Genomic DNA, 13,722 nt, shown 5'->3' with positions numbered 1-13,722 from the left:
CGCGGTTCCTAGCCTTGACTGCGGTTAGGTTCGCTTTCAATTATCCAAAGGCGATCAAGGGTTCAACGGCGCGCGTCTACTTGCAGCCGCCGATCCAGACAGAGGTCAGCGCGGTTGGTTTGTGATCAGGCTTTCGTCACCAACGGAGATCACAACAAACAGCTTCTTGATTAGGGGTTGCTGACCCCATGACAGCAACTGGGCGCAGGTCACATTGTACTTATCAAGTACTTCTTTATGGGCACGACTTTCCCCAGCCGTCCAGATGTCTGTATCCCCCCAATCGTCATATCCGATGATTGTGCCAGCTTGGATTAACTTGTGCTCCAAAAGAAAATCCAAGCAGTCCATGGTGCTGGAATATAGATCGCCATCTATGTCGACATACGCGGCTGGCAGAAACGTGCCATCGGCAACCAGTTCTGCTTTCAACGTATCTGAAAACCAACCTTCATGAATTTTATATTTGTCTGGCCCGAGATTCAGACTCTTGACCATCGCAAGAAGCTTTTCCTTTGGAGCTGCGAAAGCGCCCTTTTCCCAAATTAACGGAGCCTGCACACCTAATTTCTCTTCGGGCAGTCCCTCGAAGCTATCGAATAGGTGAAAATCCGGGAGCGGCAAATCGTGGTCCTGAAATCCGGATACCAAACCATGAAGAGTGCTGCCATGTGCGACTCCGAAGCAGTATACTTGGCGACGCTCGCCGATTTGACCAAACCGTTTCAGATACGGCGCGACCAGTTGTCTCCAAGAATGGATTCGATCGGTCAATCTACTCATTTGTTGTTCCGAAAGTTCAAGATCGGTGGAGTTCAGCAACATTTCTAACGGCCAACGCCGGGTCACGTCGCGCCACCGGAAAATAAACCACTTCTTTTTCACAAAATCCAACAACAAATCTACATCCCTAAATCACACAATGAAACATATTATATATTTTATTATCCTTAGATCGAAAAATGCGTATGCCTAAATCTCAGGAATCAGACTACGCCAAATATCAAAGATAGTGCTAGACTGTTTATCGTTAACTTTCCACTTTCCCTGTTTCTGGCTTTACACTGGTCCGCTGAGATTTCCCGGCTTCCGCCCTTTTGTTCGGGTGCAGAACTACCAAGAAATGATCGCAAAGGGCTGGTAGCGGCCATGCGGCGGTGCCAAAAATACCCAGTTGTAAGTGTGCGTGAATATCGGCTCCCAATGTCGCGGTTCTGTTGGCGGGCGCATGCAGCGAACGGCAGTTTATACGGGAGCGCCGTGAAAGCAGTGTAACGATATAGATCGCCGGTCACTTTTCCTCGTCCTGCGGTACTGTACTTCATCTGTCCCTGCGCCCCTTTTGGTCATTCCGCCAGGGTCTGACCGGAGCCGCCGATATTGGCCGGAAAATCCTTCAGCTTCGGCAGGCCGTCGCGGACCGGGAGGACTGCCTCTGCGTAGTTGAGATGCCAGACAGGCCGGAAATGCAATTCCTGGAGGACGGGGGCGTGGATATCAATGAAGCCGGTTCCCGGATGTTCGGTCATGACATGGCAACCCCAGCGCGTGCAAAACCGCCGGGCGCTTATCCCGGTCTTGTTGAACAATCCGAGCAATTCGGCGCCGTGCGAAACAGTAACCTGATCTTCAGCGAAGAGCGCATAGGTTACAAAGGGCGCGCCGGAATAGATCCGGCAAGAGTTACAGTGACAATAGCCCATCTCAACCGGCGCGGCGGAAACGCGAATATTCACCACATTGCAGAAGCAAGCACCAGTCATAACGACGGCGGCCATACAAATCGCTTGATGGTCCGCCGATGTCTCATCTTCGTCAGTCATTTTCATCCTCCCTTGGCTTCTCGCAGATAGACCGCCGCGCCACTCTGATGCAGAGCAAGCGCGGCGGCGCTTCTCTCAGTTGCCCGTCGCAGTTGGCGGCAGCGGCTCGGGCACTTTGTTGCGGATTGCAGGAATTTGGCGCAGATAGACGTAGATCGCGCTAAGGTCCTCATCCGTCATCTGACCATAGACCGGCCAAGGCATCGGTGGCAGGATCGGCCGTCCTTGGCCCAAATGACGCCCGGACCGCAGCGCCGCAAGAAATTGCTCCTCACTGTAATCTCGCAGAACACCGGTTTCGGGATCGGGCGTCAGGTTTGCTGTGAAGCTAACGCCCCAGGGGCCAGACCAAGCAGTATTCGTCATCGAGACTGCCGCTGCCCAGGGGCCTTCGAGCACCGCCGCCTCGGTAATGACCTCGCTCTCAGGATGGCCGGACAGCGTCCGCTCCATGTCCAATTCCGGACCGTTCTCACCCATCTTGAACGGAGTATGGCAGTCATGGCAAGAAGAGGTCGTTACGATGTACTCCCCTCGTTTGAGCTTGTCCTCCGCCGACATCTCTTGCGCTAGGGTCACCACCGGTGGTGCGGTGGCGACCATGGCCATCGTCAAGATGTGTTTTCTCATTCCTCTTCTCCTACATGGTGCTGGGCGTGGACAGAGACCACCTCCGTTTCGGCGATCCAGCGGTTGATTAACTCGACTGCTTCGGCATCCACCAGTGCGGTGCCAAGCGGCGGCATTTGCAGCATCGGCGAACGCGACGCCATGCGCTGCGGGATAGCACTCCGGTCTGGGTGGCCGGGCGCGATGCGCGCAATGGTCCCGGGCACAAGGCCCGGCGGCGGGAATTTCAGGGGCTGGCCAAGCGTTGTTTCAATCGGTCCAGAATATGGATCGGTTGCAGATCCACGCAGGTCGAATCCGAGCTTGGCCAAAGGGCCATATCGATTGTGACAATGACCGCAATTTCCGTGCAGATAGCCAAGCGCCTCGCGCTCTAAAGTCGACGCGTCTGTCAGGTTTGCCGTCAGGTGCCGCGCGTCGAGACTGTCGAACACACCGCGCGCGCCCAACACATCCAGCGCCGGAGCCTCGGGATTATTCTTGAACAGGCCAGCCATATCTTTGCTTCCGAGTTGCCGTTCGCTAAAGCCGAGCACCGGGACCGGTCCGGACAGGTGGCAAGCACGGCAATCGTACACGCCGGGGATCGCATGCGATGCACCACCAGCCAATGAATGGGCGTTCTTGAGTCCCATGTCGGGGGCCAGGCGTGCGTCCTTTCCGTCGTCGCTCCACGCATAGGCGGCGAAAAGCCAAAGGCCGTCGGCAAGTCGCTCCATATAACGGGTCTCGACCTTTTGGTGGTCGAAGGAAAACTCCTTCCAGAGCCGCGTACCGACCGGGAAATCCCAGACATCCGGGTCGCTCGTATCAATGGCGTCACCCGGCGGCAGTGAAATCCAGCGGTGTTTTTCGGCGCCGTCCGACCACAGCGGATATTGCGGAGCGAAGGCGATATGTTGAGGATCGACAGTCAGGGTAGCGGGATCAGCATAAAGACCGGTCTCAAATAGCGTGAGAGGTACCTTGGAATTTATGGGGCTCAGCAGGACGCCAGCATCCGACGCTTTCGGCGCAATCGAAGCGAGAAAACCCCCGAAACCGGCAGAAATGCTGATAACGATGACGGCCACCCAGATGATGGCCCACCGGAACGACCTGAAAGCGATGTGATGGCGGATGGCAGCCATGAAAATCACCTCTGTGAATGCTACTCACCAGAAACAGCGTCTTTTCGATCCCCGCTTCTTTGCCCGGGGCACCGCACTTTCTTAGTCCGCCGCGCAGCTATGGCTGCGCGGGGACATCACTTTGTTGGTCACGCGACCTGCAAGCAATGCGTCTGCATTCCATGAGCAAGCCATTCGGCGGCCTCGAGACCAAGATTTTCCGTCGCCAAGTACTCGTACTTTGCGCTTTCCTCGGCGGTCAGAACGTCACGCCACCGGCCATTCGTGCCCTTATGGATAAACGTCTCAGCCCCGCCGTCCCAAAACACGCCACCGAGCGGCGCGCTCTTTGCCGCGTTGTGCTTCATGTAGTCGAAACTGCAATGCGTAAGGATCGCGGGCCAGTGGTCCGCTGCCACGTCGATCCCAAGAAACTTGGCGATACGTACGATTTCGCCGGGCATGTCGGCCTTTAGATCGGCGAAATGCACCAGCAGCACGTTTGGCAGGTCGCGCACCTCCCACCAGCTTCGGATATTTTCCCAGAACGGCCAGAAGGGATGCCCGTTCCGGTCAAGCCAGTCGTGATAGTACTGGCGAATTGAGGCAGGCGGCGGCTCGATCGGCGCACCAACGAGGCCCGGGGTTTCGTTCAGCGCACGGTAAAACTCATCATTGGCGCGGGCGTGATGGTTGTACATGCTCCACACCACGTCGCGGCCGTCTCGGCCAATGTAGATGTACTTGGCCTCGGGGGAGAACACGAGCGCGTCGACCGGCAGGTGCGTCTTTAGAAATCGCCTGTGAGTCTGGGCCTCGACGGCCGACAACTTCAACGCCTTTGGCGGAATCCGCAGGTCCAGCCAGGGCGAGATTGCGGGCACATCGATGTCCTCAGCCCCTGCGAAAATGAGCTGACTAACGATCTGCTGCATCCATGTTGTGCCCGCCTTGGCATAAGTTCCGATCACGATATCATCAGCCCGAAATCGGAAGTCGTTCCAAATGGTCGAGTCAAAATGATGGCTGTGCATCTCGCGGGTCTTGTATGGCCATGTGATCTGATGAGATTGCATTTCAGTGCTCCGGAAAGTTTTGTTATTTCAGTAAAGAACCGAGGGAAACCACGCGCCGCGGGGCTCGGTGTATGCACCGCGCGTCATCAACGTCATCGGTTTAACGACCGTGAATCCCTGACCGAGACACCAACTGAACAGCTCAGCGTTTCGGATTGGCGTCAGGAAGCCAATTGGATCATCACTGACCGCCCCGACGCCGAGAAGGAGCGCCGTCAGGTCAGCCCATGTTTCGGCCACGCCATGATTTAGCAACCACAGGTTGGGCATCGTCATGTAAGCCCTGATCCTGCCGCCGCGTTCGAGAACAACCGGAGTGCCGCGCGCGAGGGCCGTACGCAATTCCACAGCGCGAGCGTAGCCATGCACCCGGCGGGCAAGATTGTCCGCCGCGATGAGGTCGGTGGATGCCATCGGTCGCACTCGCATCCCGGCAGACATCCCTTCGCGAGGACGCCCCGTCATCACAACCAGCGGTTCGCGCACCCGAAAACCGAGCGAAGCATAGAGTGCCATCGACTTGGTGTTGAACGCATCCTGCAAAAGCCGGATACCGCTAGCCTTCTCGCCGCGTTTGATCACGGCCTGCATCAAGAGCCGACCGACGCCGGAATCCTGAAAATCAGGATCGACCGAGATCGGCCCGACCCCGTGGATCGGATCATCTTCGGTCAGGAAATTCGATCCGACGATTCGGCCTTTCGAAAGCGCGACAACCCCGTAGTTATTAGGATCCTCGATCTGAGCAGCAGCGATCCCGGTCGCCGTTTCAAGATTGGGAAAATCCGGCGCGAACCCGCGGCTCTCATGGAACCGTCGGAATGCCTCATATAAGATGCGCGCCACCGCGCCGGTATCGCCCGGTGCAGCCTTGCGAATCTCGATAGCTGATTGCACCGGCGCGGAGGCAACAATGGAATTATTAAGGAAGGTCATATTTACCACGCAATTTGAGAAGGAAATCGAAACCGGCAACCGGTCTCGCCACCTACAGAATTACCTCGATGCGGTTGGGGAGGCTCGCTAAGATTCCCGGCACGGAACGCTAAAAGATTACTAAGCCGACAACATTCCGCCATCAGCTGGAACATCTTCGAGAATTAGCGCGCCGGGAACGCACAGCCTCAGGCGGCCACGTCCGGCTTTCTCAAGTCGGATTGGGCAGGCGCGCTCAACAAGTCGTCGCTGCAGAAGAACGAGCCGGGCCTCAAGATTCTCGGAGAATTCCGGCAGCCGTAGTGCGGGATCGAGCCGCAATTCGCGGTTCGAGAATTCGGATCGACCGGTAAGCGCATGCTCGCCAACAAGCTTCCAGAAAATTGCGCCCGCGACGCCTTTGATCAGATAGTCATTATCTATGAAGACGCTGTTGTCTACGCCGTAATGACGTACATGAACGGGACGGGCGATTGCTTTCGCCATGGGTTGGATTTTGTCGCCCACTTTGATCGAATCGAGTCCACTTGCCATGATCTCGCCAAGCCGCGCCGCGACAAGCACCAATGCATCCTCGTCGTCGTAGCGAAACCGCATCGGCTCGACGCTTTCGGCGAAAAGGATACCGGCAATGCGGCCACGCATATGCATGGGGACGGCGATCTGGCTTTCGGGAGAGGCGAGTCCGGGATAGGGAATTTCGGTCGCGTCGGCGCCGTCGAGCCCGTGATCGAGCGCCTGATCGCGCAGGACCGCGCCATAGCTATAATCTGAGGTCATGTGGCCAATGCGAATGGGCACCCCTTCTCGCGCGGCGACGCCGATGACGCCATGGCCAAGCGCAATTTCGGAACCGATCCCTGACCGGGTATAGCCCGTCGAGGCGACAGTGTAGAGCCCGCGGGTGGTTTCGTCGATCATCAGGACCATTGCTTGGTCGATTTTGAAGTATCGCGTAAGGCAACTGAGCACGTCGTCGAATAGCGGACCAAGTTCGCGTGCCTTGCCTAACTCTTCCCAAATGCGCCTGACCGCTCCCAAATGGTTTCGCGGCGCACTTGGGGACACTGCAAAGGGGCCGGAACTGAGACTGAGCGCTTCGACGCGAAAAACATCTGCGCCAAGCAACTGAAATATGCCCTCCATGCCGCTGTGGGATGCGATGCCCGCCAGCTTCGCTTTCATGATTTCGAACAGCGGTCCGTCGGAGCGGGTTTCCTCGTAAGTGAGGTCAATTCGGTAATCCGCGACAGTCTCAGGATCGACGACCGAGACCGACGCCATTCCGGTTTCAAGTATGTTGCGACGGGTCTTGTTGAAGAACTGGTAACTTAGCGCGACACGCGTGCAGTCGACGAAATGAACTTGTGATACGATCGAGATGTTTGGCACGCCTGCGGCGTCACAGGTTGCGAGGACCGCAGGCACCACGCCTTCGAAACAGTTCCGGATCATGTCGAGCGACGGTTCCATCATGGCGTTAACTCGCTCCCAGCGCTCGGGCCGGGAGTCTGAACGAACGCGCTCTCTGGCAAAAACTCCGCAGCAGCAAGCTCATGCGGCTCGAATCTGGTATAGCCCGAGGCCAAGGTCTCGTCATAGCCGACGCTGACCAGTTCGACACGAAATGCGCGCGCCTGCCGGATTGCCGCAGGCCCGTCGGATGGCGATAGGTGGACGATTTCTGCTCGTGATGCCTTGAACTGAATTGAGCGGTGCGAATAAGGCCTGGTGAAGGTTACGGCAATCGGCGCACTCGCCGCGATCGCACGCTGGAACGCCACATTCGCTGGTTCGCGAAAGATCACGCGAACACGGCCTTCGGCATCGATCCGACAGGCCACGCCACGCCCGATGACCGGCCGACCGGAACTATTGCGACTTGCCATGACAACACTAATTCCGCTCTGGCAGAAATCTGCTAATTCGGCGGTCAACACACCATTGGCCAAGGTCGACCCAGACCAGCCGCGGCGCTCGGCCAATTCTTGAGATGGAGTCGAAGGTCGCTCAGCCCGTAGCAAAGCTTAACACTCCTATTTGTCCCGAGCGGCAGCTCGGTGCGTGTTGGAGTTGGGAGACAAATCTTAGCACTTTTGGTGCAGTACAGGAAGAATGGAATGACTCCCGTTGACACCTTCTAGGAGCAGCGCCGTCGTCGACGATGAGCGCGCTTTGGCTTGCCAAACGTGCTAGTCCCCTGCGCGAGCATCACTGAATTTTGTGAAGGGCTCCAGCGACGTCGCAGCGCGGCCTGAAGATTGACCTAAGGCGGACATTAACTGGTCGATAACGCGGCGCAATCGACGTTATCTACGGCGTCGAATGCATCGCGTTGCTGCTGCAATGCAACTTTCGCCTTGCTGCCATTCATAATCAACACTCATAATGCCCAACCCTTGAATGTCGATCTTCTCGGCGATGCTCAGCGCATCTTCGATCTCGACGCCCAGGTACCGCACCGTTCTGTAAACTTTGGTGTGACCCAGCAAAAGCTGAACTGCCCGCAGATTGCCGGTCTCGCGGTAGATAGGCACCGCCTTGGTGCGTCTCAACGAGTGTGTGCCGTAGCCGCTCGGATCAAGGCCGATCGCCTGCGGAATCCACCACGCATTTTGAAACGGATTTGACGGATACGTTGCGGCCTACATAATGCGACAAGGTCGATTCTCCACGGCCGGTTTTGTTGAGGCCTATTCTATCGGACCTCATTCGCCTTAAGAGAGCGACCGGCGCAAACAAACCATGTCGTTCCCGGACTCCGCAGTGACTATTACCAAAAAGTCTACGCAGCAATGTGATGTTCAGCCCAACCAATGATGTAGTCATGGTGTTGTGACCAATCCGCCCACGCCGACCTCGCCCACGCCTTGACCGCGTCAACGTGTTCAGGCGTTCCCGCGAATTTGGCGACATCCGCCACGGTCATCGTGAATTCCGCGGGTGGTGCGAGAAAAACCAATTCCGCTTTGTACTGGCCGAGCGAAAGCATGATATTATTGGCCTCTTCCAGTCGCCTGAGATGATTCACTTGGATTCCAAGCCGAGCCAGATGAAGGCCGACCGACTGGATCGCCTGACGCGTGGTCCCGTCACCCGGGTGCTGGATGGCAAAGGCGTCAACCGTCAATCGGTGGGTTCGCATCAGCGCGGGGTCGCTGTATTCGTGTGCCAGGACTTCGTCATACTTCGCAAAACATGCTGGCGAAGACAGCATGTACCTGTGCGTGGGGCCAGCGATCCGTTCAAGCTTTGACCCGCAGCCGACGCATTTGATCAAGTCTCGCTCTTTTGAAACGCCGGGCTCAGGCAACAGATCGCTCACAAACGTCGTAGGCAACAAGGCAGTTCCGCTTCGGTGTCTTGCTCATTTGGACCGCTGGGAAAACCCCGCCGTTTGAAAGGGAAATGGAAGTTGGCCGCTCGATCATGTAGCCAAGTTTCTCATAGAATGGCAATCCAGAGAGTGTGGCCGTGAGCCTGATCCTTTCAGCCTTGCCTTCATTTCTCGATCTGTTTTCGGCGTGTTCCATGATTTTCCTCGTTAGGCCGCGCCGCGCATGGCTGGGGGCCGTAAAGACCGCACGGATCGTGGCGGTCGCCGATTCCAATTGTGGTTGGGGCTGACTGGCTTCGTCACTGAGGGTGAATTGCGCGCTTGTCGTCCATCCGCCCGAAGCCACGAGGAGCCCCGCCTCTTCGATGACGTAGTATGTGCCGTCTCCGATCAAATGCGGATCCACAGTTTCGATCTTGGCCGTGATGCCTGCGATCTGCTTCGGAGTGTAGTAAATCCCGCCCAATTCCCGCCATGAATTGGCATGTAGCCTGCGAAGCGCAGGGATGTTCGCTGGCTTTGCGAGCCTAAGAATTCAGCCGTGGGTGAGTTCGGCGGCGCGCGGGGGATCCACGCGCCGCCGCATCGGCTATGAATCCTCGCCGTGGCCTTCCATGTCGAAGGCAGCGCGCAGGCCCATGTACGGACCCCACCCGAGGAAGACTTGGCCAATGTCGCCGTCGTGGTCGACGAAGCTGCCGGTTGCGCCCGAGATGGCGCGCAATTGCACGACGTTTTCGTCGATTATCTCAGGACCGTGCGAAATCAGTATGTCGCCTTCGTTCAGCACAACTGTCTGACGCGAAACCAGGAAAACACCGGTTTCGGCCTTCATTGCGGCACCCACGAGAAACCCGTCGCAGGTCCAGGTTCCGAGCACGAGTTCCGGGAATGCCGGAGACCCGTCCTCGTTGACGCCGTCGATACCTGGTGCAAGCGTGTCGGCGGGATAGACGTAGCCCTGAGTGACAAACGGGTTGCCGTGGGTCGGCATGCCCTCGTCGTCCACCGGGGCGGATTGAAAGACAAAGCGCGTGTGGTCTTCGGCGACGTCGAAGCGGACGAGCGGTTCCGCCAGGGCGGCGGTTCCAAGAAGGATGGCGGCGGTCGTCATCGAAAGAGATCTTAGCATTGTGGTTCTCCTGACTTTGGCAGTCCGTGCATTTTAATCGATCTCGCAACCCGAGCTGCCGGGAATGTCGCGTAATCGACCTCGTTCCCCGTCGCATTGGGCGTCGGAGTATCTGAGAGGAAGTCGACCGCCTTCAGAACGGCGGTATGCGAAGCAGAGCGGACAGACGCTGTCGGCCATCCGGCTCGATCCCGATGTCGCGCAGCATCCGTTCCGGCAGCTCACCGAGAGAACGATGAGCCAGCATCGCACGTCGGCGGTTGCGGTGCTTTGCGACGCCATCCAGGATACGGCAGATCACGGCAGCCAGTCCGAGGGCGGGTTTGCGTGGATGGGCGGTCGGGACCGTCCCGGTTTCATTCCGGTACAACACTCTCTCCTTTATGTTGCGGTCGCCAGGGCATCTGCCCGGCGCAGGAAAAGCTGGCTCAGTGGGCTGTCGTGCCTGCGGTCCGCCCGCTCAGCCGTAAGCGCCCGCGCAAGATTTTCGTTGCCCGCACGTAGCGACGCCTCGATCAGCGTCAGTTCGATAACGTCGCGTTGCGCGTGACTGCCGCCAAAGCGGTTGGAAATCGAACGTACTTGGCGCAGCAGCCGAACCGTCGCTTCAAAATCGCCATCTCCGAAGGCCAATATCGCCCTGGCAACGGCATGACCGACATCGGACGTGAACCCGGCGTTGTCGTTCGGCCGGGCCATCGCCTCGGCCTGTGTGGCGATCAGGGCAAGTGCGGCGTCGCGCCGACCGGCGCCGATAAAGGCCATGACCGCGTGCGCATCGTTGAACGCGTAAAAACCTGATCTGACCGTCGCCCAACTGTCGGCGAGCGACTCCCAGCGATCGCCGACATCGACGCCGTGCAATGTCAGCCGCCACAAGAGCGCCGTCGCATCGACCATATCCATCACCACGCCCGACTTCGCGCCATAGATCTCGTTGTCGAACAGCGCGAGGACCGCCGGCGTATCTCCCATTTCGAGATGATAGAGCGCCAGATGCCACCAGTTGTGGACTTGGAAGAAACTGTCGCCTGACCAGCCATCGGCGTTGCCGCGCATCCAGGCGATGCCGTCCGACTGGCGACACTGCATTTCCATCACATGGGCAACCGCATGCTGCGACCAGCCGTCTCGCGGCTGCAGCTCGACACCCTGCCGCCCCGCGGCTTCGGCACGGGCGTAGTCGCCGGTTTCCTCCAGCCCGAAGGCGTGCATTCCCAGAATTGAGTGGTATCCCGGCATACTCTTGTCCCAGGCGGGCAACGCCCGGGCGATGCGATCCCGGAGCATGCGCGAGTGCCCGGTGAAGAAGTCGATCTGGTGACCGGCGAGCAGCCCCAATGCATCGCGCGGATGCGTGATCGTGACGTCCTCTAGCACCCGCCCGGCTGCGTGCCATCTCCCCTCGACAAGATGGCCGAGGGCGGCGACGTGGCCGCGTTCACGGTCCGTCGCGGCAGTGCCCGCCGCCGCCTCGTGCTCGGCGCGGGCGATGGAAATGCCACCCGGTTCGGTTCCGAGCAAGTGCAGCCAAGCTTTGAGCGCGTGCGCCATTGCGAAATCCGGCGACTCCGCCAGAGCGGCATCGATGCTTGCGACTGGATCGGCGCGGTAGCATTGCAACTCAGCAATGGCGGTTTCGTAATACGGCAGGGCCGTCTCGCCCGCACCGGTCAAGGTGTGTCCGGTAATGTCTTGCATCGTCATATGGGTTTCGGGCTTTCTGCCCGCCTCCTGGTTTGCTTCTCAACCAACAAGGCGTGAGGTCCGGCCTCACGATGTGAGGCCAGCCACAGACTGGGCATCTGCGCGCTTTCTCTCGACCGCTGCAGGATGTAGAGTGCAACACATGGAAAAGACGATTGGGCCTCACCAGGGTGCGGGCAGGGTTATGGGGATGCCAACCGTCGTCGTCCTGCCGTTCCTAACGGACGGGCCCGACGACGAGACGGCGCTGTTTGCGCTTGGTCTGACTGAAGACATTTGCGGCGAGCTGACCCGGTTTCGCAGCCTGCGGGTCATCGCGCCCGCATCCACGGCGCATTTGGCCGCGGCAGGTGATTTAGAGATCGGCGTACGGCTCGCAGCGAGTCACGTGGTTCGCGGTCGGCTGCGCGTGACGGAAGGCGGTGAGCGCCAACTAAAGGTTGATCTCTCGGCGGTCGAGTCCTTGGCGCAGCTCTGGAGCGATCGGCTCACTCTCCCGCCCGCCGATCCCTTTGAGACCGGCGCGGCCGTCGTCGCGCGCATAGCGGCAACCCTCAACGCCCAGTTGGAGGACGCCGCTCTGGCTGAGGCGAGGTACCGATCTGCCACCGATCTGAAAGCGTGGGAACTCACGCTCCGCGGGCTGGTCATGCTCCGCGAAGGAACGATCACGGCCGACGATGCGGCGCGTGAACTCTTCATACAGGCGCTCGCACTCGATCCCCTTTATGCCCGCGCTCACGCCGGCATGGCACTCAGCTGGTTCAACGAGTGGAGCTGCCGGTTCTGGGATTGTTTCGATGAGGCCAGCCGGAACGCCTACATCCATGCCCGGCGCGCTCTAGACCTCGATGATCGGGATGCGATGATCCACCTCGTGATCGCGAAGGTCGCGCTATATGGAGGCGCGTGGGAGCAGGCGGCGTGGTATCTGGACCGGGCGTTGATACTCTGTCCCAATGATGCTGACCTCCTCGTGGAGGCGGCTGTCCTGGAAGTCTGCGTGGGCCGACCGGAACTGGCCGTGGAACATGTCAAGCGGGCGATGGAACTCAATCCGCTTCATCCGAACCATTACTATATCATCGGCGCCTTTGCGCGTGTCTTTACCGGCGACTATGCGGATGCGGTTGCACTACGGGCAAGGTCGGATGCAATACCTTTCGTAACGGTGCCAGCCTACATCGCCGCGGCAGAGGTGATGCTGGGCCGGATCGACGAGGCACAGGCCGAGTTTTCACGCTACGTCCATGAATACGGCCGCAAGGTCGCGTTTGGAGGCACGTTTGCCCCCGAGGCGCCGGTCGATTGGCTGTTCGGCATTGCCCCGCTGCGCAGGCCCGAAGATTGCGCAATGCTGCGCAAGGCCTTCGCCAGGATCGGCGCAGTGATATCCGGAGCGAAGGCGAAACGCGAGCGATCGAGACAATCCATGGACCGGACCCCGCGGCTCGAACGGGAAGGCGAGGGATGGACCGCGGAGTTCGAGGGGCTCCGGGTCATACTGCCCGACCTCAAGGGCCTACACGACATCTGTCGGCTGATGGAAAACGGTGGACGCGAGATCCACTGCCTCGACCTTGACGAGCGCATCGTAGAGGCCCCAGGCGGAACCGTCCTTGATGAAAAGGCGCGGTCCACGCTGAAGGTCCGGCTTCGCGATCTTCAGGAGGACATTGCCGAAGCCGAAGACGCGAACGACATAGGCCGCGCCGAGAGGCTGCGCGAAGAGATGGACGGCATCCTCACCACCCTCTCGGCCGCGCTCGGCCTCGGCGGGCGCAGCCGAAGACTCGGCGACAGTGCAGAAAAGGCCCGCACCGCGGTCACCTGGCGCATTCGCCACGCGCTCAGGCGGATCGAGGCCGTTCATCCAGAGATGGGGCACTATCTTTCGCTGCGGGTGCAAACCGGGACGTTCTGCCAGTTTCGGAATGACTAAACTTCGCAGCTGGACATTAGGTTCTCAGTA

The 13,722-nt window shown here is 58.9% G+C and carries 14 protein-coding genes and 1 pseudogene; 1 reads left to right on the top strand and 14 read right to left on the bottom strand.

The genetic code is table 11. From position 1 onward, the window contains the following. Positions 1-105 precede the first annotated feature (105 nt). From MK6180000_RS02285 to MK6180000_RS02220, 14 genes and pseudogenes are all read right to left on the bottom strand, one after another. Positions 106-897, bottom strand: coding sequence for a TylF/MycF/NovP-related O-methyltransferase (locus tag MK6180000_RS02285; RefSeq protein ID WP_138933258.1), 792 nt, complete (start codon positions 895-897; stop codon positions 106-108). A 449-nt stretch (positions 898-1,346) separates the two neighbouring features. Next, positions 1,347-1,823 carry a GFA family protein gene (locus tag MK6180000_RS02280; protein WP_212751861.1) on the bottom strand — a complete coding sequence of 159 codons (477 nt, stop codon included), beginning with the start codon at positions 1,821-1,823 and terminating at the stop codon, positions 1,347-1,349. A 75-nt stretch (positions 1,824-1,898) separates the two neighbouring features. After that, positions 1,899-2,453, bottom strand: coding sequence for a diheme cytochrome c-553 (locus MK6180000_RS02275; RefSeq protein ID WP_138933257.1), 555 nt, complete (start codon positions 2,451-2,453; stop codon positions 1,899-1,901). Next, positions 2,450-3,583, bottom strand: coding sequence for a hypothetical protein (locus MK6180000_RS02270; RefSeq protein ID WP_138933256.1), 1,134 nt, complete (start codon positions 3,581-3,583; stop codon positions 2,450-2,452). The genes MK6180000_RS02275 and MK6180000_RS02270 overlap by 4 nt, the downstream gene beginning before the upstream one ends. 128 nt (positions 3,584-3,711) lie before the next feature. Then, positions 3,712-4,638 (bottom strand): sulfotransferase domain-containing protein, encoded by a 927-nt coding sequence (locus MK6180000_RS02265; protein ID WP_138933255.1) that lies wholly within the window; start codon positions 4,636-4,638, stop codon positions 3,712-3,714. 27 nt (positions 4,639-4,665) lie between these two features. Next, positions 4,666-5,574: a GNAT family N-acetyltransferase gene (locus MK6180000_RS02260; protein ID WP_138933254.1), complete on the bottom strand. Its 909-nt coding sequence runs from the start codon at positions 5,572-5,574 to the stop codon at positions 4,666-4,668. Between the two features lie 120 nt (positions 5,575-5,694). Then, on the bottom strand, positions 5,695-7,050 hold the full coding sequence (locus MK6180000_RS02255; protein WP_212751860.1) for a GAF domain-containing protein: 1,356 nt from the start codon (positions 7,048-7,050) through the stop codon (positions 5,695-5,697). After that, positions 7,047-7,526 (bottom strand): hypothetical protein, encoded by a 480-nt coding sequence (locus MK6180000_RS02250; RefSeq protein ID WP_138933253.1) that lies wholly within the window; start codon positions 7,524-7,526, stop codon positions 7,047-7,049. Before MK6180000_RS02250 ends, MK6180000_RS02255 begins: the two co-directional genes overlap by 4 nt. Before the next feature lie 450 nt (positions 7,527-7,976). Beyond that, positions 7,977-8,171 (bottom strand): annotated as a pseudogene (locus MK6180000_RS20485) (integrase); the annotation flags it as partial. 188 nt (positions 8,172-8,359) lie between these two features. Beyond that, the gene (locus MK6180000_RS02240) at positions 8,360-8,854 is read right to left on the bottom strand and encodes a DUF5946 family protein (RefSeq protein WP_138933252.1); all 495 of its coding nucleotides are present in this window, start codon (positions 8,852-8,854) and stop codon (positions 8,360-8,362) included. 25 nt (positions 8,855-8,879) lie between these two features. Then, positions 8,880-9,377 carry a GNAT family N-acetyltransferase gene (locus MK6180000_RS02235; RefSeq protein WP_171054500.1) on the bottom strand — a complete coding sequence of 166 codons (498 nt, stop codon included), beginning with the start codon at positions 9,375-9,377 and terminating at the stop codon, positions 8,880-8,882. Positions 9,378-9,500: 123 nt separating this feature from the next. Beyond that, positions 9,501-10,043, bottom strand: coding sequence for a hypothetical protein (locus MK6180000_RS02230; RefSeq protein ID WP_138933250.1), 543 nt, complete (start codon positions 10,041-10,043; stop codon positions 9,501-9,503). A gap of 133 nt (positions 10,044-10,176) precedes the next feature. Then, complete coding sequence (locus tag MK6180000_RS02225) at positions 10,177-10,416, bottom strand: YjiS-like domain-containing protein (protein ID WP_138933249.1); 240 nt, start codon at positions 10,414-10,416, stop codon at positions 10,177-10,179. Between the two features lie 8 nt (positions 10,417-10,424). Next, positions 10,425-11,750, bottom strand: coding sequence for a tetratricopeptide repeat protein (locus tag MK6180000_RS02220; protein ID WP_138933248.1), 1,326 nt, complete (start codon positions 11,748-11,750; stop codon positions 10,425-10,427). A 142-nt stretch (positions 11,751-11,892) separates the two neighbouring features. On the opposite strand from MK6180000_RS02220, the gene MK6180000_RS02215 reads away from it, so the two are divergent. Further along, positions 11,893-13,692, top strand: coding sequence for a hypothetical protein (locus tag MK6180000_RS02215; RefSeq protein ID WP_138933247.1), 1,800 nt, complete (start codon positions 11,893-11,895; stop codon positions 13,690-13,692). Positions 13,693-13,722 lie beyond the last annotated feature (30 nt).

Source organism: Roseovarius arcticus, from assembly GCF_006125015.1.
Taxonomy (GTDB): Bacteria; Pseudomonadota; Alphaproteobacteria; order Rhodobacterales; family Rhodobacteraceae; genus Roseovarius; species Roseovarius arcticus.
Note: the sequence above shows the minus strand (reverse complement) of the source record. Positions and strands in the feature narration are given on the sequence as shown.

Excerpts from the sequence above, each read along its gene's own strand:
- MK6180000_RS02265 (WP_138933255.1), bottom strand. The coding sequence starts at position 4,638 with ATGCAATCTCATCAGATCACATGGCCATACAAGACCCGCGAGATGCAC.
- MK6180000_RS02280 (WP_212751861.1), bottom strand. The coding sequence starts at position 1,823 with ATGACTGACGAAGATGAGACATCGGCGGACCATCAAGCGATTTGTATG.
- MK6180000_RS02215 (WP_138933247.1), top strand. The coding sequence starts at position 11,893 with ATGGAAAAGACGATTGGGCCTCACCAGGGTGCGGGCAGGGTTATGGGG.
- MK6180000_RS02275 (WP_138933257.1), bottom strand. The coding sequence starts at position 2,453 with ATGAGAAAACACATCTTGACGATGGCCATGGTCGCCACCGCACCACCG.
- MK6180000_RS02260 (WP_138933254.1), bottom strand. The coding sequence starts at position 5,574 with ATGACCTTCCTTAATAATTCCATTGTTGCCTCCGCGCCGGTGCAATCA.
- MK6180000_RS02270 (WP_138933256.1), bottom strand. The coding sequence starts at position 3,583 with ATGGCTGCCATCCGCCATCACATCGCTTTCAGGTCGTTCCGGTGGGCC.
- MK6180000_RS02230 (WP_138933250.1), bottom strand. The coding sequence starts at position 10,043 with ATGCTAAGATCTCTTTCGATGACGACCGCCGCCATCCTTCTTGGAACC.
- MK6180000_RS02220 (WP_138933248.1), bottom strand. The coding sequence starts at position 11,750 with ATGACGATGCAAGACATTACCGGACACACCTTGACCGGTGCGGGCGAG.
- MK6180000_RS02255 (WP_212751860.1), bottom strand. The coding sequence starts at position 7,050 with ATGATGGAACCGTCGCTCGACATGATCCGGAACTGTTTCGAAGGCGTG.